13 protein-coding genes and 1 riboswitch are annotated in these 18,972 nt (G+C 70.3%); of the genes, 8 read left to right on the forward strand and 5 right to left on the reverse strand.

All coding sequences use genetic code 11. The features are described from left to right. Window positions 1-969: AAA family ATPase (locus FNH08_RS21260; protein ID WP_152773084.1), on the forward strand; the 969-nt coding region annotated here is incomplete at its 5' end. Further along, complete coding sequence (gene fxsT, locus FNH08_RS21265; protein ID WP_152773085.1) at window positions 969-5,393, forward strand: FxSxx-COOH system tetratricopeptide repeat protein; 4,425 nt, start codon at window positions 969-971, stop codon at window positions 5,391-5,393. The genes FNH08_RS21260 and fxsT, both read left to right, overlap by 1 nt. 9 nt (window positions 5,394-5,402) lie before the next feature. On the opposite strand, the gene FNH08_RS21270 is transcribed toward fxsT, so the two are convergent. Beyond that, window positions 5,403-6,899, reverse strand: a complete 1,497-nt coding sequence (locus tag FNH08_RS21270; protein WP_228034263.1) for a cation:proton antiporter — start codon at window positions 6,897-6,899, stop codon at window positions 5,403-5,405. Window positions 6,900-7,067: 168 nt separating this feature from the next. On the opposite strand from FNH08_RS21270, the gene FNH08_RS21275 reads away from it, so the two are divergent. The 4 genes from FNH08_RS21275 to FNH08_RS21290 all read left to right on the forward strand — a co-directional run bounded on the left by FNH08_RS21275 (window position 7,068) and on the right by FNH08_RS21290 (window position 11,553). Further along, on the forward strand, window positions 7,068-8,246 hold the full coding sequence (locus tag FNH08_RS21275) for an alpha/beta fold hydrolase (protein ID WP_152773086.1): 1,179 nt from the start codon (window positions 7,068-7,070) through the stop codon (window positions 8,244-8,246). Between the two features lie 44 nt (window positions 8,247-8,290). After that, complete coding sequence (locus FNH08_RS21280; protein ID WP_152773087.1) at window positions 8,291-9,415, forward strand: effector-associated domain 2-containing protein; 1,125 nt, start codon at window positions 8,291-8,293, stop codon at window positions 9,413-9,415. 239 nt (window positions 9,416-9,654) lie between these two features. Then, window positions 9,655-9,807, forward strand: a complete 153-nt coding sequence (locus tag FNH08_RS21285; protein WP_228034265.1) for an aldo/keto reductase — start codon at window positions 9,655-9,657, stop codon at window positions 9,805-9,807. Window positions 9,808-9,840: 33 nt separating this feature from the next. Beyond that, the gene (locus FNH08_RS21290; protein ID WP_228034264.1) at window positions 9,841-11,553 is read left to right on the forward strand and encodes an HEXXH motif domain-containing protein; all 1,713 of its coding nucleotides are present in this window, start codon (window positions 9,841-9,843) and stop codon (window positions 11,551-11,553) included. Window positions 11,554-11,670: 117 nt separating this feature from the next. On the opposite strand, the gene groL is transcribed toward FNH08_RS21290, so the two are convergent. The 4 genes from groL to thrC all read right to left on the reverse strand — a co-directional run bounded on the left by groL (window position 11,671) and on the right by thrC (window position 16,050). After that, complete coding sequence (gene groL / locus FNH08_RS21295) at window positions 11,671-13,293, reverse strand: chaperonin GroEL (RefSeq protein ID WP_152773089.1); 1,623 nt, start codon at window positions 13,291-13,293, stop codon at window positions 11,671-11,673. A 430-nt stretch (window positions 13,294-13,723) separates the two neighbouring features. Further along, window positions 13,724-13,930, reverse strand: coding sequence for a cold-shock protein (locus tag FNH08_RS21300; RefSeq protein WP_007493268.1), 207 nt, complete (start codon window positions 13,928-13,930; stop codon window positions 13,724-13,726). A 463-nt stretch (window positions 13,931-14,393) separates the two neighbouring features. Continuing rightward, window positions 14,394-14,669 (reverse strand): MoaD/ThiS family protein, encoded by a 276-nt coding sequence (locus FNH08_RS21305; RefSeq protein ID WP_119103018.1) that lies wholly within the window; start codon window positions 14,667-14,669, stop codon window positions 14,394-14,396. Between the two features lie 97 nt (window positions 14,670-14,766). Further along, window positions 14,767-16,050 carry a threonine synthase gene (gene thrC, locus FNH08_RS21310; RefSeq protein ID WP_152773090.1) on the reverse strand — a complete coding sequence of 428 codons (1,284 nt, stop codon included), beginning with the start codon at window positions 16,048-16,050 and terminating at the stop codon, window positions 14,767-14,769. A gap of 18 nt (window positions 16,051-16,068) precedes the next feature. Further along, window positions 16,069-16,215: riboswitch (SAM riboswitch) on the reverse strand. A 191-nt stretch (window positions 16,216-16,406) separates the two neighbouring features. Between thrC and FNH08_RS21315 the strand changes: the two genes are divergently transcribed. Then, on the forward strand, window positions 16,407-17,351 hold the full coding sequence (locus FNH08_RS21315; protein ID WP_322725013.1) for a glucosyl-3-phosphoglycerate synthase: 945 nt from the start codon (window positions 16,407-16,409) through the stop codon (window positions 17,349-17,351). Window positions 17,352-17,495: 144 nt separating this feature from the next. Beyond that, window positions 17,496-18,908 carry an alpha,alpha-trehalose-phosphate synthase (UDP-forming) gene (locus FNH08_RS21320; protein ID WP_152773091.1) on the forward strand — a complete coding sequence of 471 codons (1,413 nt, stop codon included), beginning with the start codon at window positions 17,496-17,498 and terminating at the stop codon, window positions 18,906-18,908. Window positions 18,909-18,972 lie beyond the last annotated feature (64 nt).

Raw genomic sequence — 18,972 nt, forward strand, 5'->3', positions numbered from 1 at the left:
CCCCTCCAGCCCGCCCCCACGGACGACGGACCGGCGGTCCAGCGCCGCCTGGGGGCGAACGGTTCCGGGCCCCATCTGCGGGACGAGGAGATCGACGTCGTCAACGCGGCGCTGCTGCTGCGCCGCCCACTGCTCGTCACCGGGCCGCCCGGCGTGGGCAAGTCGACGCTCGCCTATGTGATCGCCCTCGAACTGGGGCTGGCACGGGTCCTGCAGTGGAGCATCGTCAGCCGGACGACCCTGCGCGACGGGCTCTACGCGTACGACTCCATCGGCCGCGCCCAGGCCATCGCCGCCTGGCGGGCCGGCGCCGACACCGTTCCCGGCGCCGCCCCGGACCCCACGGGACCGGACCCCACTGGACCGGACCCCACGGGCCCGGAGGCCGAACAGGCCCCGTACCTCGGCGACTTCATCACCCTCGGGCCGCTCGGCACGGCCCTGCTCGCCTATGAACGGCCGCGTGTGCTGCTGATCGACGAGCTCGACAAGAGCGACATCGACCTGCCCAACGACCTCCTCCACGTCCTGGAGAACGGCAGCTACGAAGTTCCCGAACTGGTCCGCAGCGCGCTGCCCGGCGTCAGTGTCTTCACGGACGACCCGGGCGGGCGTGCCGAGATCGCCGGTGGTCGCGTCGAGTGCCGTGAGTTCCCTGTCGTGGTGATCACCAGTAACGGCGAACGTGAGTTTCCGGCCGCGTTCCGCCGCCGCTGTCTGCCTCTGGAGATGCGCGCGCCCAGCCGCGAGCAGCTCATCGCGATCGTGGTCAGTCATCTTCGGCGCAGGCCGGAAGGGGTGGAGGCGCTCGTCGACGACTTCGAGCGCCGGTTGCGCGGCGGGGGGACGCAGTCCGTCGACCAGTTGCTGAATGCGGTGCACCTGACCACGGCGGGTAGTTTTCAGAGGGATACCGGCGGGCGTAAGCTGATGGAAACTCTGTTGCGCGACCTCGCGAAAGGCCGCTGATGGACGGCGTTCCCAGGGAGCGCGCACCCTCCGCCGACGAGGAGGCGGACGGGTACTCCGTCGATGGTCCGACCTGGCAGGAGGTCGCCGACGCCGTTTGGCTCGCGGCCACCCGTGCGAACTCGGCCACGCCTCCGGTGACTCGGGAGCAGCCTTCCCCCGAGCGGGAGCAGCCTCCCACGGAGCTGGAGCAGCAGCCCGGACAGGACGACCCGCCCCTCACGCCGCCGCCCGCCTCTCCCACACCCCGGACGCCGCCCACCGGCGAGCCGTCCGGGCTGCCGCCACTCGACGCCGGGGCCCACGACGCCCCCGGTTCCTTCGCCGTGCCCGCCGCGGACGCCCTGCCCGCCGCGGACGGGTTCGCCCGGCTGGACAGGGTCCCCGCGGCAGCGCGGGGTTCCGACGGTGCCGCACGGCGACGGCCCGTGCGGCGCGCGGCCCTTCCGCCGCTCGCCAAGGCACTGCGCCGGATGAGCCGTTCGGTGCCCGCCCGCGACCGCGAGGAGCTGGACGAGGAGCGCACCGCCCGGCACGGCATCTCCGACAACCTCTGGCTCCCCTACCTGCGGCCCGGTGTCGAGAAGGCCCTCGACCTCGTCGTCCTCGTCGACTCCGCGCCCACCATGCGGATCTGGGCGGACCGCGTGGCCGCGATCGGCGTGGAAGCCGCCCGCAGCGGTGCCTTCCGTGACGTGCGCACGGTACGGCTGGAGTTACCGACGCGGGGTCAGGCCCGGCTGCGCTGGTCCGGTGACCGGTCCGGCAACCCGGCGGAACTGATCGACGCACGGGGATCGCGCGTCCACCTCCTCGTCACCGACGGACTGGCGCACGGCTGGGCGAGCCCGGTCGCGGACGACCTGCTCGTACGGCTGGCGCGGAGCGGCCCCACGGCCCTGGTGCACCTGTTGCCCACGTATCTGTGGCACCGCACATCGGTCCACCCGTACCGCGCGGAACTCGACGCCGGGGGCTTCGGCTCGCCCAACACCCGCATCGGCCGGCTCCCCGTCCCTGCCGGGACCCGTCCGGAGGACGTGCCGGGGCCGGGCGTTCCCGTGCCGGTGCTGAGCCTGAAGCCCGAGTCCTTCACGGCGTGGGCGGACCTGGTCGCCGGGGAGCGGGGCGTACGGCGAGCGCTGCCGTTCCTCGTCGCGGGCACCCTGGCCGAGGGCAGGCCGGCTCCCGGGCTGCGTGCGCCGCGCCCGGCCGGGCCCGCCTCCGCCGAGGCGACCGTACGCCGCTTCTTCTCGCTGGCCACGCCGACCGCGCGTCGGCTGGCCACCCATGTGGCCGCGCTGCCCTTCGAGTTCGAACTGATCGACGAGCTGCGCAACCGTGCGCTGCCCGAGGCGGGTCCCGAACACGTGGCCGAGATCCTGATGGGCGGCCTCATCGACTGGAACGGCCCGGGAGACGGCCGGCCCGACTTCGCCGAAGGCGTCCGCGAAGCCCTGCTCGCCACCGGAACGCGCAGCCAGCTCGCCAGGACGGTGAACCTGTTCGCCGATCTGCCCAGCGGAGGCGACAGGGGGGAGCGGCTGAGAGCGGCGCTGCGGGACCCCGAGGGTGCCGCGCTGCCGGAGACCGGTCCGGGGAACCGACCCTGGGTGCGCGTCGAACTCGCGGTGCTGAAAGCGCTCGCCGGCCCCTACGCCGTGAGGGCCGCACGGGTCGCCGCGGGTGTCGGCGCAGGCCCTGTCGGAGTCAGCGGTTCCTCCACTGTCGTCACCGCACCGGGTGGCTCCCTCCGCAGCGAGAGGGACCCCACCCCGGAAGCGGGCATAAGCACTCAAAAGGACCAAGCCTCCCGGAAGGAAGGCAGAACGTCTGGAGTGCCTGTGCCGACGACCACCCCCACCCCCTCTGACGCTGAAGCCCGGAAGGCTGATCCGACCATGGATTCCAAGGTTGCCCAACCCCTCTTCGTCCGCTCCGGCCAGCCGAGGGTGATGGGGAACGTCCCGCCGAAGAACCCCAACTTCACCGGCCGGGAGAGCCTGTTGGCAGCGGTCGAGGAACAACTGCAGGCGGAGGAGACCGCCGCGGTGCTCCCCCACGCCCTGCACGGCATGGGCGGCGTCGGGAAATCCCAGTTGGCCATCGAGTACGTCTACCGGCACAGCCACGAGTACAACGTCATCTGGTGGATCCCCGCCGAGCGCGAGAGCCTCGTCCTCGGCGCCCTCGTCGATCTCGCCCGCGCCCTGAGCCTGGACGTCGGCCCCCAGGCCAACACCGCGGTGCCCGCGGTCCGTGAGGCGCTGCGCACCGGAAAGCCGTACGACAACTGGCTCCTGGTGTTCGACAACGCGGAGGACATCGAAGCGGTCCGGGCGTACTTCCCCACCGGAGGCCCCGGAAAGATCATCGTCACCTCCCGGAACCGGGACTGGGAACGCGTGGCGAGGCCGCTGACCGTCAACGTCTTCGAACGCGAGGAGAGCATCGCCCTGCTGCGGCGCAGGGCGAGGGACCTGAGCACCGAGGACGCCGGCCGGCTCGCCGACGCCCTGGGTGACCTGCCGCTGGCCATCGAGCAGGCCGGCGCCTGGCACGCCGCCACCGGTATGCCCGTCACCGAGTACCTGGACCTGCTGGAACAACGCCGTCCGGGCATCCTGGAACTCGACCCCTCACCGGACTACCCCGTCTCCGTCGCCGCCGCGTGGAACATCTCTCTGGACCAGCTGGCCGACAGCAACCCCGCCGCCCGGCAACTGCTGGAGATCTGCGCCTGCATGGCCCCCGAGCCGATCCCGCTGAGCATGCTGCGCGGCAGCCGCAACGTCGAGATCTCCCCGGAGCTCGACCCCGTGCTGCGTGACCCCGTACTCCTGGCCCGCGCCACCCGCGACCTCAGCAAACTGTCGCTGATCAAGCTCGACCACAAGAACGGCACCCTGCAGATGCACCGGCTGATGCAGACCGTGCTCGCGGCCGGCCTCAGCGAGGACCAGACCAGGGAACTGCGGCGCGCCGCACACGTCCTGCTCGCCACCGCCAAACCCGGCGATGCGGTCTCACCGGACCAGTGGCCCGCCTACCAGGCGCTGCTGCCGCACGTCCTGGCCAGCGGCGCCGTCCGCAGCCCCGACCCCTGGGTCCGCGAACTCATCCAGTCCGTCGTGCTCTACCTCTACTACTGGGGTGCGCACGACACCAGTGCCCAGGTGGCCAGGGACGCGTGGACCGCCTGGAACGCCCAGTCGGGCGAGGAGAACATCCCGGTGCTCCAGATGGCCAAGAACCTGGCCTTCCTGCTGCGTCAGACCGGAGGATTCGACGAAGCACTGGACCTCAACCAGACCGCCCTCGAGATCTCCCGGCGCAGCTCCATCCCCGAGGAAGAACTCATCGACTCCATGACGCAGATGGCCGGCGCCCTGCGCTACAAGGGGGACTTCTACGCGGCCCGCGCCCTGGACGAGGAGGCCGACAGCCGCGCCCGCGACCTGTTCGGCCCGGAGGAGCCCGGAACGCTGCTGGCCGCCCACGGCTACGGCCTGACGCTGCGGGCGTGCGGACAGTTCGCGGAGGCCCGCGCACTCGACGAGGAGACGGCCCGGCAGTGGGACACGCTGTACGGGCCGGCCAACGGCCTCACCCTCAACACCCTGAACGGCCTCGCCATCGACATCCGTGAGGACGGCGACTACCCGGCCGCCCGGGTGCTGCAGGAGGAGACCTACCGGATCTACCGCACCGTCTTCGGCGAGGACAACGCGGCCACCATCGGCGCCGCCCGCAACCTCGCCGTCTGCAGGCGCCGGGACGGCGCGCTCCCGGAGGCATCCGAACTCACCGAGGAGACCCTCGCCCGCTTCACCGTGCGCTACGGCGCCGAGTACCCGAACACCCTCGCCTGCGCGGTGAACGCCACCGTCGACCGCCGGCTGCGCGGGGACTTCGAAGCCTCCCGCGAACTGGGTGAGAAGACCCTGGAGCGCTACCGCTCGGCGCTGGGACCCCGGCACCCGTACGCGCTCATCACGATGACCAACCTCGCCGCGAGCCTGCGCGCCCTCGGTGACATCGAGGCCGCGGTGGCCCTGGACACGGAAGCCTCGGAAGCCTTCGAGGCGACGCTGGGAAGCATGCACCCGTTCACGCTCACCGCCTTCATGGGCCTGGCGAACAACCACTACGCCAGGCTGGACTTCGACCTGGCCAGGAGGATCGACGAGGAGACCCTGCCGAAGCTCGTCGAGACCTGCCGCCCCAACCACCCGCTGGCGCTCTCCTGCCGCGCCAACCTGGCCCTCGATCTGCGCGGCCTCGGCGAGATCGAAGAGGCCGACGGTCTCAACACCGAAGCCGTGCAGGGCTTCATGAGTGTCCTGGGCCAGGACCACCCCTGGCTGACGGCTGCCCGGCTCCACCAGCGGATCGAGTGCGACATCGCGCCGATGCCGCTGTAGCGGACAGGCTCAACGGCTGCCCGGTGCGGCCGACGGCAGAGGGCCGCCGGCCGCGTCCCCGGGGTCGGCCGGCGCATCGGCGGGCGCGGCGTCCGCGACCGGCCGGGCGTCGGCGGGAATGCCCGCGGCCGAAACGGTGTCGACGGAAACGGCGTCGCCAAGAGGAGCTTCGACGAGAGGGGCCTCGATGAGAGAGGTGTCGCCGCGAGGGGCCTCGACGAGCGGGGTGTCGCCGAGAGGCTGAGGCGCCGTTTCCTTGGTGGTGGGCCCGTCCGCCCGTTCCCGCAGACGGCGGACCACGGCCAGCAGAGGCTGGGTGATCAGGGTCGTCGCCAGAGCCATCAGCACGAGCGCCGTGTAGAGCGGGCCCTCGATCAGCCCCGCCTGAAGACCGGCGTTCAACGCGATCAGTTCGGTCAGCCCGCGGGTGTTCAGCAGCACGCCGACGGTGCGCGCGTCATGCCGGTCCAGCCCCGACCAGCGGGCCGCGACCGTTCCGCTGACCACCTTGATGACCACCGCGAGCACCGTCACGGCCAGCAGCGCCACCACCCCGGTGGCGTCGAGCGCACCGATCTCGACGCTCTTGCCCGAGACCACGAAGAAGAACGGCAACAGCACCGAGCCGATGTCGTGCAGGGGCCGCACCAGGTCCGGATCCAGCGTGCCGCCCCGCTCCCGGGGCGTCACCACGCCGGCGAGCAGCGCGCCGAAGATGACATGCAGGCCCAGGGCGTTGGTCACCCACGCCGAGGCGAAGGCGAAACCCACCAGAAGGGCCAGCCGCACCGACGGTTCGACCTGCGGACGCCACAGAAGCCGGCGCAGCACCGGCCGGGCGCACAGCAGCATGACCGCGGTGAAGATCGCCAGGAGAATCAGCCGCAGCTGCCAGGAGAGCCCGCCGTGCGGGTCGGACTCCAGCAGCGTGCCGACGAGGACCGTCCAGCCCATCACATCGATCAGTCCGGCCGCGGAGACCGCGACCGTTCCGGCCACGGTGCCCGCCAGGCCGGTCTCCCGCACTATGGCCGTGAGCACCGGCACCGCCGTGATGGACAGGGCGACACCGAAGAACAGCACCGAGGACGCCGACAGTTCCTCGGGGGCGCCCAGCTCCGCCAACTGATCGTGGAAGAGCACCGCCGCCCCGGTCCCGGCCGCCATGGGCACGACGAAGGCGGCCACGGAGACGGCCACCACCGTCCTGGTGCGCCCGCCGAGCATCCGCAGGTCGAGCTCGTACCCGACGGCGAAGAGGAACAGGACGAGGGCGATCTGGGACATCCCGGTCAGGACGGGAGCGATCTCCTGGGGAAACAGGGTCTTGGACAGTTCCGGGGAGAGCTCCGCCAGCATCGTCGGCCCGAGCATGATCCCCACGATCAGCTGCCCGATGATCGTCGGCTGGCCCAGACGGCGGGCGAGCCAGCCCGCCGTGTGGGCGACGATCACGATAAGGGCGGTGGCGCCAACGAGATGGGTGATCATCGCGTCAGAGCTCATGTGATCCCCCTGAGGAGTCCGGTGCCGGGCCAGGCCCGCTACAGCTTCACGACCAAGCGCCAGATGGTTCGCGCACCCGGGTCAGGGGTTCGCTTTGCCCAGCATACTGCCGGGCTGACGCTGTGTTATGTACTGTGATCAGGTCACGGTGACACGGGGGTGTGGCGTATGACCTCGGTTTTGTTCGTTCATGGAACGGGCGTACGGGAACCCGGATTCTCCAGCCTCTACGAGCGTTTTTCGGCCGAACTCGGTGGGTTGGCTCCTTCTCTTCATGTCTCCCCGTATCGCTGGGGAGAGGAACTCGGCGCGCGACTGGGAGCAGGCGGCCTCTCCGTCCCGTACACGACCGGCAGGAATCGCGGCGGCCTCGGCGAATCGGTGCCGGAAGGCGACGAGGTGGAAGCCTGGGCCGAGCTCTATCGCGACCCGCTCGCGGAACTGGCGCTCGCGGCCGCCGGCAGCCGTACGAGGGCGGAACTCCCACCCGGCGCCCCGCTGCCCGACGAGCGCCCCCGCGCACTGCTGTCCGCCCTCGCCGGACAGGTGGACGCCATCGAGACCGGTGCGGGTCTCGTCGGCGCGGGCCTCGCGGCAGCCGTCACCGAGCTGTCCCGCAGTCCGCTGCTCGGGCCGGCCGCCACGGCCGTCCCCGACGACGAGGAACTCGCCCGGCTGCTGGCCCGCGCGCTCGTGGCCGCGGCCTTCGCCGCCGCACTCGCCGACGACGCCCCGGTCCTCCCCGACGGCACCGCCAGGGACGCCGCGGTGGCCGCACTCGCCCAGCGCATGGGCGCCCGTCCCGACGGCTCCGAACGCGGCATCGGCGCCCTGGTCGCCCGCCCCGCGCTGCGGCTCGCCTCCCGTCATGCCGTACGGCGCAGGCGCGCGCTGACCGAGGCCACCCACCCGGCGGCCGCCGACATCATGCTGTACCTGGCCCGCGGCGAACCCCTGCGGCGGGGACTGCGCGACCTGGTCGAGGAGTTGGAGCCGCCCGTGATCGTCGTCGGCCACAGCCTCGGTGGGATCATCGGCCTCGACACGCTGATCACCACCCCCCTGCCCCAGGTGCGACTTCTGGTCACCGTGGGGTCGCAGGGACCCTTCCTCTACGAGAGCGGCGCCCTGCCCGGACTCGTCCATCCACAGCCACTGCCCGACCACGTACCCGCATGGCTGAATCTGTACGACCGAAGGGATCTCCTCGGATATGTCGGCGCCCCGCTGTTCCCCGGGCGTGTCTCCGACATCGAGGTGGACAACGGACAGCCGTTCCCCGCCTCGCACAGCGCCTACTGGACCAACCCGGCCGTCTACCGCGCGATCGCCGAGCGCCTGCCGTGAACGACGTCATCGCACCCGGGAGCCCTCTCGGCATCTCTCCCGAGATGCCTCCCGAAATCACTCCCGACCGGATCTTCGCGCTCGTGGTGGGCATCGAGCGCTACGCGGCAGGGCCCGCCTGGGACCTGCCGGGTCCGGCGCACGACGCGCTCCGCTTCCGTGACTGGCTGCTCGGCAAGGGCGTGCCCGAACGCAACATCCTGCTCCACCTCGACCCGCTGTCCGCTCCCGGCTCCCCTCCGGGCGACACCGCGGACCACTCCCGGCTCCGCGACGTACTCGTCTCCCGGCTGCCCGCCCTCGACGGCGACGCGCTGTGGGTGTGGTGGGGCGGCCACGGCGTGCTCGACCAGGACGAACACCTGCGGCTGTTCTGCGCGGACGCCACGACCGCCGACAAGCGCAACCTCGACCTGGAGTCCATGCGCAGGTCGCTCGCCAGCGACGCGCTTCCCGGCTTCGCCCGGCAGACCTGGATCGTCGACGCCTGCCAGTCCTTCGAGGAGAGTTACGGCTTCCACCACACCCTGCCCGTCGAGACCCTCCCCGCGGGGCGGCGCGTCCAGGCGCACCACCAGGCGCTGCTGCTGGCGGCGACCCGGGGCCAGCGGGCCGTCAACGATCCGGCTCGCGGCACCGGACTGTTCTCGGACAGCGTCCTGCGCGCGCTGGAGAAGGCGCCCGGGCCGTGGCCGGATCCGGAAACGCTCTTCCGGGACGTACGGGAACGGGTCGAGCGGCTCAGGACCGAGCGCCGCACCGAGCAACTGCCCGTGCTCTCCTTCCACAGCCCTCAACGCACCGAGCACCTCACGGCGCCCCGCACCCCGGTTCCGTCCGCCCCGCCGACGGAGCGGCTTCTCACCGCCCTGCTCGCCTACCCGATGATGACGGACCCGGAGGAACGTCAGGTCATGGTGACGGAGCTGGGCACCAGAAGCGTGGAGCGGATGCGGCGGCACAGCAGACCCCGGACCGACCTCATCGGCATCATCCGGACCCTGGCCGGGCAGCCGGGCGAACTGTGGCTGCTGTACGACGCGGTGACCCTGCTGGACGACGACGAGGCACGGGCCGCGGCGCTGGAGGCGGCCGTCCGGGCCTGTGCGGGCCCCAGACAGCGCCCGGACGGCCCTCGGACAGCCCTCGGACAATCCTCTGACGGGTGATCAACTGGCTTGATCACTGCGCTTTCCGAACCGCCGCGGGTTCGCCATCATGGAAGGACCCTGTCATGGCACGCGGGGCACATGACCGGGGCTCAGAAGGGGGAAACACGTTGCGGGAACGGGCAGGCGCGGACCTTCCGGAGTGTACGGACCGTCCGGCGGACGTGAAATCCGATCTGCTGGAATCCGATCCGCCGGCATCCGGTCTTGTGGAATCCGGTCTTGTGGAATCCGATCTCGTGGAATCCGATCTGGCGGACCTGAGCGGAGTGAGCCTCGCCGCACTGCGTGGCGTCCCCGTGCCCCTGCGCAGCGAGCGACTGCTGGCCCAGACGCGGCGCGCCCGCAGTAACGCCATGGGCAATCCGAACCCTCCGGGCAGGGCCGAGTAGATGACCTCGGGGCAGCACGACCGACGGTTACGCATGCCCGCTTCCTGGTTCGAGGAGCTCGCCTCGGGAGGTGGCTCACGCGAGGCCGTCGGGTTTCTCGTACGGGCCGAACGCACCCGTCGTCTGATGCTGCTGGGTGAACTGCTCGACCGGCTCGACGAACAGCCGGACATCCTCGGTGAGTTGGGCTCGGCCCAGACCGCCTGGCGGCTGATCGCGGAGGCGGCCGAAGCCCAACCCGACTCCCTCGACGCGTTGCTGATGAGCCCTCAGGTCGGTTGCTGGATCGCACACATGCTGCGCCGACTGCACGGCACCACGGACGGACCGCCCCTGTGGGTGGACGCAGGGCACCTGTTCACCGTGTGCCTGGTCGCTCGCCTACGGGCCGGGCTGGACGCCGACCTCGCCGTACCGGTGTGGGACGGCGCGCTGGCACTGCCCACCCTGGGACTGGCCCGGATCGACGGCGGCCCCGACGGGTTCGCCGTCGCCACGGCGCGGCTGCGCGGTCCCGACCTCCACCTCACCAGCGCGGGACGGACGGTCGGCTTCCGCCCGCTGGACGGCGACGACACCCGGAGCACCCGCTTCAGACCCCTGCGCGGCTTTCCCGGTACGACGACCTGGCTGGACGACCTCGATCCCTACCGCGACCTCGACGAGCCCGTGGTCCCACGGCCGCTCGACGACTCCGAGACAGCCGCGTGGCAGCGGTTGTTCGGGGAGGCCACGGACATCCTGCGGACACCGGCCGACGGGCCGGGGCGGCTCCGGGTCGAGCACGTACGCCGTATCGTCCCCTGGGCCGAACCGGACCCGGGGTCGGCGTCCGAACAGGGACCGCTGATGAGCGCGACCACCGGAGACGCCTTCGGATCCATGGTCATCTCCAGACCGGCGGACGGCCTGACCCTCGCCGAAGCCATGGTGCACGAGTTCCAGCACAGCAAACTCGCGGCCCTGCTGCACCTCTTCCCGCTCCTGCACGACGACGGCTCGGAAACCCACTACGCGCCCTGGCGACCCGACCCCCGCCACCTCACCGGACTGCTGCACGGCGCCTACGCCTTCACCGGCGTCACCGGCTTCTGGCGCGACCGCCTGGCCGACAAGACCGCCGACCCCGACCTCGCGGCGTTCCACTTCGCCCTGCGCCGCCTCCAGACCCGGCTCGTCGTCCGCACCCTGCTGACCCGGGCCCGGCTCACCGCACCGGGCAGACGCCTTCTGCACGGCCTCGCGGCCACCCTCGACGCCTGGCTCCGCGAGCCCGTCGATCCCGGCATCGCCGCCCGCGCCCGTGCGGCGGCCCTCAGCCACCTGGTCGAATGGCGCCTGCGCAACCTGGAATGCGGCGAAGAGGAACGGTCGGTCCTCACCCGCGCCTTCCACGACGGCCTCGCGCCCCCGCCGTCCTCCCTCCACCGGCCGGAGCTGACCGCCGAGCACCCGTACTGGGCCGACTCCCGTTTCTCCCTCTACTGCTCGCCGCCCCGCACGTCCGTCACCGCCGATGACCACCTCGCGACGGGCGCCCACCGCGAGGCTCTGCGCCTCTACGCCGAGGACCTGCGCCGCGCCCCGGACGACCGCCACGCCCTCGCCGGCTGGCTCCTCGCCACCGCCCACACCACACCGGCCCACCGCGGGCTCCTCCTGCGCCCCGAACGCCTCCTGGCCATGAAGCCCTGTGCTCCGCAGGACGCGCGGCGCGTCGCCGACTGGCTGGCGTCGCCGCGCTGACGGCACCGGGGTGCAAGGGCCTCTAAGGGGCCAGGAAAACGCCCGAGGGCGGCACCCCCTGTTTCCAGGGAGTGCCGCCCTCGGTACTGGACGGACGGGCCGATCCGGAGAACCGGATCAGAAGTCCATGTCACCGCCCGGCATACCGCCACCGGCGGGCGCGGCGGCCTTCTCCGGCTTGTCGGCGATGACGGCCTCGGTGGTGAGGAACAGCGCGGCGATGGAGGCGGCGTTCTGCAGCGCGGAACGGGTCACCTTCGCCGGGTCGATGATGCCCTCGGCGATCATGTCGACGTACTCACCGGTCGCGGCGTTCAGGCCGTGGCCGACCTGGAGGTTGCGGACCTTCTCCACGACGACGCCACCCTCGAGACCGCCGTTGACCGCGATCTGCTTGAGCGGGGCCTCCAGGGCGAGCTTCACGGCGTTGGCGCCGGTCGCCTCGTCACCCTCGAGCTCCAGCTTCTCGAAGACCTGGGAGGCCTGGAGCAGGGCCACGCCACCACCGGCGACGATGCCCTCCTCGACGGCCGCCTTCGCGTTGCGAACGGCGTCCTCGATGCGGTGCTTGCGCTCCTTGAGCTCGACCTCGGTGGCGGCACCGGCCTTGATGACCGCGACACCGCCGGCGAGCTTCGCCAGGCGCTCCTGCAGCTTCTCGCGGTCGTAGTCCGAGTCGCTGTTCTCGATCTCGGCGCGGATCTGGTTGACGCGGCCGTTGACCTGGTCGGAGGAGCCGGCACCGTCGACGATGGTGGTCTCGTCCTTGGTGATGACCACCTTGCGGGCCTTGCCCAGCAGGTCGAGACCGGCGTTCTCCAGCTTGAGGCCGACCTCCTCGGAGATGACCTCGCCGCCCGTGAGGATGGCGATGTCGCCGAGCATGGCCTTGCGGCGGTCACCGAAGCCCGGGGCCTTGACGGCGACGGACTTGAAGGTGCCACGGATCTTGTTGACGACCAGGGTCGACAGGGCCTCGCCCTCGACGTCCTCGGCGATGATCAGCAGCGGCTTGCCCGACTGCATGACCTTCTCCAGGAGCGGGAGCAGGTCCTTGACGTTGCCGATCTTGGAGTTGGCGATGAGGATGTACGGGTCGTCGAGCGACGCCTCCATCCGCTCCATGTCGGTGGCGAAGTACGCCGAGATGTAGCCCTTGTCGAAGCGCATGCCCTCGGTGAGCTCCAGCTCCAGACCGAAGGTCTGCGACTCCTCGACGGTGATGACGCCTTCCTTGCCGACCTTGTCCATCGCCTCGGCGATGAGCTCGCCGATCTGGGTGTCGGCGGCGGAGATGGAGGCCGTGGAGGCGATCTGCTCCTTGGTCTCGACATCCTTCGCCTGCTCCAGCAGCGCACCGGAGACGGCCTCGACGGCCTTCTCGATACCGCGCTTGAGGGCCATGGGGTTGGCGCCGGCGGCTACGTTGCGCAGGCCCTCCTTGACCAGGGCCTGGGCGAGAACGGTCGCGGTGGTCGTACCGTCACCGGCGACGTCGTCCGTCTTCTTGGCGACTTCCTTGACCAGCTCGGCGCCGATCTTCTCGTACGGGTCCTCGAGCTCGATCTCCTTGGCGATGGACACACCATCGTTGGTGATCGTGGGGGCGCCCCACTTCTTCTCGAGGACGACGTTGCGACCCTTGGGGCCGAGCGTCACCTTGACGGCGTCCGCGAGCTGGTTCATGCCGCGCTCGAGGCCGCGCCGCGCCTCCTCGTCGAACGCGATGATCTTGGCCATGTGAAGTGGTCCTCCCGGACTGGGGTGGATTGCTCCGGACCGCGCTGGCGCCCGCGACGGACGGCTCGCCTGCCTGTGGTTCCTTGCCCCACCCGGCTGGCGGGCCTCACCGACCCGGTCCTCGTTGTCACTCTCACCTTCAGAGTGCTAACGCCAATGATTAGCACTCGACCCACCCGAGTGCAAGGTGCGCTCGCGCAGCGAGCCCGTTGAGGGGCGGTGGTCGGGCGACGGGTGGGCGCAAGCGCCTGTGGATGATCCGCAGGTGAACGCACCCGTGCGCCCGCGTACGCCGGTCCCGCCCCGACCCGGCTCCGCCCGCCCCCGGACAGGCCGAAGGGCCCGTAGCCCAGGGGAGAACTCCCCACGGGATACGAGCCCCTCGAAGAAGAAACGAAGAACGTCGCTGGCGTTTCAGTCGGCGCGTGCTTCAGCCGGTCGCCAGACGGACCATGTCCGCCTGCGGCCCCTTCTGGCCCTGCGAGATCTCGAAATCGACCCGCTGACCCTCTTCCAGGGTGCGGTAGCCGTCCATCTGAATCGCGCTGTAGTGGACGAATACATCCGCACCACCGTCGACCGCGATGAAGCCGTACCCCTTCTCCGCGTTGAACCACTTGACGGTGCCCTGAGCCATGCCTAACTCCCCTATTACTGGCCCTTGCACAGATCCACACTTCGCGGATCCGGGTCAGACCTCACCCCCCAACGGTTGGGGGTGTGCGCCGGAACGCGTCGACCGCGGCTGAATGTATCTGTCCAACTGCCGTCTGCAACAGGTCAATCGGACGAGAAATCTGGACACGGCCGGTCGGGAATGTACGGAGAATTCGCCCGGATTCGGGGCAAGTCGGGCCCCGCAAAAGGAACATAAGGCTTAAAAGCCTCGCCCACTTTGGCTACTTCATATCGGGCGCGCGGCAGGAACTCATATGCACGCGGCATGAAACCGGAGCCTGGATCCAACCGGGTTCCCCAACTGTACCGTGCTCAACCATAGAGAATGGCCCCCTCCGCTTCTCTCACGGAGGGGGCCATTCGATGAACTCTCAGTGACCGATGTTACCGAAGGTAATATTCAGTCGGTCAACCGGTTCGTTTCAGCCTCCGGCGACAGCCGGGATGATGGACACGCCCGCCCCGTCCGGGGTCGCCGTCTCCAGGCCCTGCTCGAAGCGGACGTCGTCGTCGTTCACATACACGTTCACGAACCGGCGCAGCTTGCCCTGGTCGTCCAGGACCCGGGCCGCGATGCCGGTGTGGTTCTTCTCCAGATCGGCGATGACCTCAGCGAGGGTCGCCCCCTCAGCGGCCACCTCGGCCTGACCGCCGGTGTAGGTGCGCAGGATGGTGGGGATGCGGACGTTGACGCTCATGGGGTGGGACCTCCGGTCGGGTGCGTGGCGCCCCGTAAGGGGCGCGGGGAACTGCGCGACCAGCCCCCACCGGCCCGCAGACGAACAACAACTGGGCCTATGCCAGTCCAGCCTCACGGAACGAGTCAAGGTTGGGACGAATGGTGGCCGTCATCCCGGTACCGGCAACGGCATCCAGCGTCTTCAGACCATCACCGGTGTTGAGGACGACAGTCGTCAAGGTGGGGTCGAGGACCCCGGCCTCGATCAGCTTCTTGGTGACGCCGACCGTCACACCACCGGCGGTCTCCGCGAAGATGCCTTCCGTCCGCGCCAGCAACTTGATCGCGTCCACGATCTGCTCGTCCGTCACGTCCTCCACGGCCCCGCCCGTCCGCCGGGCGATGTCGAGGACGTAGGGACCGTCCGCGGGGTTGCCGATGGCGAGCGACTTGGCGATGGTGTCCGGCTTCTGCGGCCGGACGACGTCGTGGCCGCCCTTGTAGGCGACGGACACCGGCGAGCAGCCCTCGGCCTGCGCGCCGAAGATCTTGTACGGCTTGTCCTCGACGAGCCCGAGCTTGATCAGCTCCTGCAGCCCCTTGTCGATCTTCGTGAGCTGGGAGCCGGAGGCGATGGGAACGACGATCTGGTCGGGGAGCTTCCACCCCAGCTGCTCGCAGATCTCGTACGCCAGCGTCTTCGAGCCCTCCGCGTAGTACGGCCGCAGGTTGACGTTGACGAAGCCCCAGCCCTCGCCGGCCGGGTCGCCGATGAGCTCGGAGCAGAAACGGTTCACGTCGTCGTAGTTGCCCTCGATGCCGACGAGCTCACCGCCGTAGACAGCGGCCATGACGACCTTGCCCTGCTCCAGGTCGTGCGGGATGAAGACACAGGAACGGAACCCGGCACGCGCGGCGGCAGCGCCCACCGCACCGGCGAGGTTTCCGGTCGAGGAGCAGGAGAGGGTGGTGAAGCCGAAGGCGCGCGCGGCCTCCAGGGCCTGGGCGACGACCCGGTCCTTGAAGGAGTGCGTCGGGTTGCCGGAGTCGTCCTTCACATACAGCCCGCCGGTCACGCCGAGCTCGCGCGCGAGGTTGTCGGCCTTGACGAGGGCGGTCCAGCCGGGGTTGATGTTCGGCTTGTCGGCCACGTCGGCCGGGACGGGCAGCAGGGGCGCGTACCGCCAGATGCTGGCGGGGCCGGACTCGATCAGCTTGCGGAGCTCTTCGGTCTCGTACGCGGAGAAGTCGTACGCGATCTCCAGCGGACCGAAACACTCCTCGCAGGCGAAGACCGGGCCGAGGGGTACGCGGTGACCGCACTCGCGACAGCTCAGCGCCGCGGCGGGACCGAGGTCCACGGTGGAGTCGGTGGTGTTCTCAACAGTCTGCGCAGCCATATGAGGCGAGGCCCTTTCTCCTCATCTTCCTCACGACGCATCTCGCCATGAGACGGATTTGGCACCTTCCCTAGCCGGGAGCCTCACCACAACGATGTGGTCAGACCGGCTGGAGGGTTGCCGGGGCTTCATCGGGCCGTGTCCCTCTGCCCCTCTGGATGAGCGGTATGCGGTTGTGTCTGCGGTTGTTGTATGCGGTTGTTGATCGTTGAAACGGGACGGCGACCCCGCAATGTGATGGTCATCCGCGTTGTTCAAGACTGTAACCGAAGGCCAGGACAGTTGAGCCAGCCGTCCGTACCGCGAGATGGATCACACAAGAGTTACCGTGGTCGAAGAGTGAGGAGCCGCAGACCGTGCTGAACGAAGTCGAGCGCTGGCTGAGCACACACTCCTGGTCCGTGACCGATCGCCCGCTCCACCGCGTCCTGGCCGCCAAACGGTCCTCGGGCCAGTCGGTGAGTGTCGTGCTGCCCGCGCTCAACGAGGAGGAGACGGTCGGCGAGATCGTCTCGGCCATCCGTCATGACCTCGTCCACCAGGTCCCGCTCGTCGACGAGATCGTCGTCGTCGACTCGGGATCGACGGACCGTACGTCGGAGGTGGCCGCCGCCGCGGGCGCGACGGTGGTGCACCGTGACGCGATCCTCCCCCGCATCCCGGCCGTGCCCGGCAAGGGCGAGGTCCTGTGGCGCTCCCTGCTGGTCACCCGGGGGGACATCGTCTGCTTCGTCGACGCGGACCTGAAGGAGTTCTCGTCGGACTTCGTCTCCGGGATCGTGGGCCCGCTGCTCACCGACCCGGGCGTCGACCTGGTCAAGGCGATGTACGACCGCCCGCTGGGCGGCGCCGCCGGGCAGGGCGGCAGGGTCACCGAACTCATGGCCCGCCCCCTCCTCAACATGCACTGGCCGCAGCTCGCGGGCTTCGTCCAGCCGCTGGGCGGCGAGTACGCGGCGCGCCGCAGCCTGCTGGAGCGGCTGCCCTTCCCCGTCGGGTACGGCGTCGAACTGGGCATGCTGGTCGACGCCCTCCACCTGGTGGGCCTGGACGCCCTCGCCCAGGTCGACGTCGGCGTCCGCAAACACCGCCACCAGGACGGCCAGGCCCTCGGCCGCATGTCCGCCGCGATCTACCGCACGGCCCAGCTCCGCCTGGCCCGTGGCCACATGATCCGCCCAGCCCTGACCCAGTTCGAGCGGGGCGCTCAGGGCTTCGAGCCGCGCACGCACTCGGTGGACACGGAGGAGAGGCCACCGATGACGGAAATCGAGGAGTACGTGGAACGAAAGGCGGCGTGATCGAAAGGGGCGCGGGGAACTGCGCGACAAGCCACGACGCACCGGCACCCGCGCACCAACAGCACCCCCAACCCCTTAGGCACCCTGGGCCACGCGGCGGCACCGCACGTTTGAGCGGTTCCCCGGAGGGCTAAGTTGACGAGCATGGCTTCCGCTCCCACCAACGGCGCCCAGATCCTCGTCGCGTCCAACCGCGGCCCGGTCTCGTACACCCTCGACGAGACCGGCGAGCTCGCGCCCAAGCGCGGCGGAGGCGGCCTGGTCTCGGGGCTGTCCGCGATCGGCCCGGAGGCCGGCGCGATGTGGGTGTGCTCGGCGCTGAGCGACGGCGACCGCGAGGCCGTACGGCGCGGGGTCGGCGAACCCGGCGTACGGATGCTCGACATCGACGCCGACACGCACGCGGACGCGTACAACGGCATCGCGAACTCGGTGCTCTGGTTCGTGCACCACATGCTGTACCAGACCCCTCTGGAGCCGGTCTTCGACGCGGAGTTCCGGCGGCAGTGGGCGTCGTACGAGGCGTACAACCGGGCGTTCGCGGTGGCGCTGGCCGAGGAGGCGGCCCAGGGCGCGGCCGTGCTGGTCCAGGACTACCACCTGGTCCTGGTCCCGAGGATGTTGCGCGAACTGCGCCCCGACCTCCGCATCGGCCACTTCTCCCACACGCCGTGGGCACCGCCGGAGTACTTCCGGATGCTGCCCGACGACATCGCGGCGAAGGTGCTCAGCGGCATCCTCGGCGCGGACCGGGCGGCGTTCCTGACGCAGCGCTGGGCGGACGCCTTCACGGACTGCTGTCACGCCGTACTGGGACCCGGCATCCCCTCGGGCACGCGGATCGGGGTGCACGGGCTGGGGGCGGACGCGGACTTCCTGCGGGCGCGTGCCCATGAATCCGACGTGGACGAGCGGATCGGCTCGCTGCGGGAGCAGATCGGTACGGCACCGGACGGGAGTCCGCGCCGCTCGATCGTGCGGGTGGACCGTACGGAGCTGTCCAAGAACATCGTGCGGGGGCTGCTGGCGTACGGGCAGCTGCTGGAGGACGAGCCGTCGTGGCGGGAGCGGGTCGTCCATGTGGCGCTGGCGTACCCGTCCCGGCAGGACCTCAAGGTGTACCGGGACTACATGGACGAAGTGGGGCGCGTCGCGTCCGAGATCAACTCCCGATACGGGACGGCGGACTGGACGCCCGTGGTCCTGCACCTGAAGGACGACTTCGCGCGCTCGCTGGCGGCGTACCGGGTGGCCGACGTGGCGCTCGTGAACCCCATCCGGGACGGGATGAACCTGGTCGCCAAGGAGGTGCCGGTCGTCTCCGACGAGGGGTGCGTGCTGGTGCTGTCGCGGGAGGCGGGGGCGCACGAGGAGCTGGGTGATGACGCGGTGGTGGTGAACCCGTACGACATCTCGGGTACGGCGCGGGCTCTCCATGAGGCGCTGTCGATGTCTCCGGGTGAGCGGGCCGAACGCACGAAGCGGCTCACCGCCGGGGCGACGGCGCTCCCGCCGACCCGATGGTTCCTGGACCAGCTCCACGCGCTGGACGACTAGGTAGGTGGGTATCTGGCGTGGGTGGGTTGGCTGCGGGTTGGGTGTGGCTGGTCGCGCAGTTCCC

Source organism: Streptomyces spongiae (genome assembly GCF_009377185.1).
GTDB lineage: Bacteria > Actinomycetota > Actinomycetes > Streptomycetales > Streptomycetaceae > Streptomyces > Streptomyces spongiae.

Coding starts and splice junctions, on each gene's coding strand:
- fxsT (WP_152773085.1), top strand. CDS start 969: ATGGACGGCGTTCCCAGGGAGCGCGCACCCTCCGCCGACGAGGAGGCG.
- FNH08_RS21270 (WP_228034263.1), bottom strand. CDS start 6,899: ATGAGCTCTGACGCGATGATCACCCATCTCGTTGGCGCCACCGCCCTT.
- FNH08_RS21275 (WP_152773086.1), top strand. CDS start 7,068: ATGACCTCGGTTTTGTTCGTTCATGGAACGGGCGTACGGGAACCCGGA.
- FNH08_RS21280 (WP_152773087.1), top strand. CDS start 8,291: ATGCCTCCCGAAATCACTCCCGACCGGATCTTCGCGCTCGTGGTGGGC.
- FNH08_RS21290 (WP_228034264.1), top strand. CDS start 9,841: ATGCCCGCTTCCTGGTTCGAGGAGCTCGCCTCGGGAGGTGGCTCACGC.
- groL (WP_152773089.1), bottom strand. CDS start 13,293: ATGGCCAAGATCATCGCGTTCGACGAGGAGGCGCGGCGCGGCCTCGAG.
- FNH08_RS21300 (WP_007493268.1), bottom strand. CDS start 13,930: ATGGCTCAGGGCACCGTCAAGTGGTTCAACGCGGAGAAGGGGTACGGC.
- FNH08_RS21305 (WP_119103018.1), bottom strand. CDS start 14,669: ATGAGCGTCAACGTCCGCATCCCCACCATCCTGCGCACCTACACCGGC.
- thrC (WP_152773090.1), bottom strand. CDS start 16,050: ATGGCTGCGCAGACTGTTGAGAACACCACCGACTCCACCGTGGACCTC.
- FNH08_RS21320 (WP_152773091.1), top strand. CDS start 17,496: ATGGCTTCCGCTCCCACCAACGGCGCCCAGATCCTCGTCGCGTCCAAC.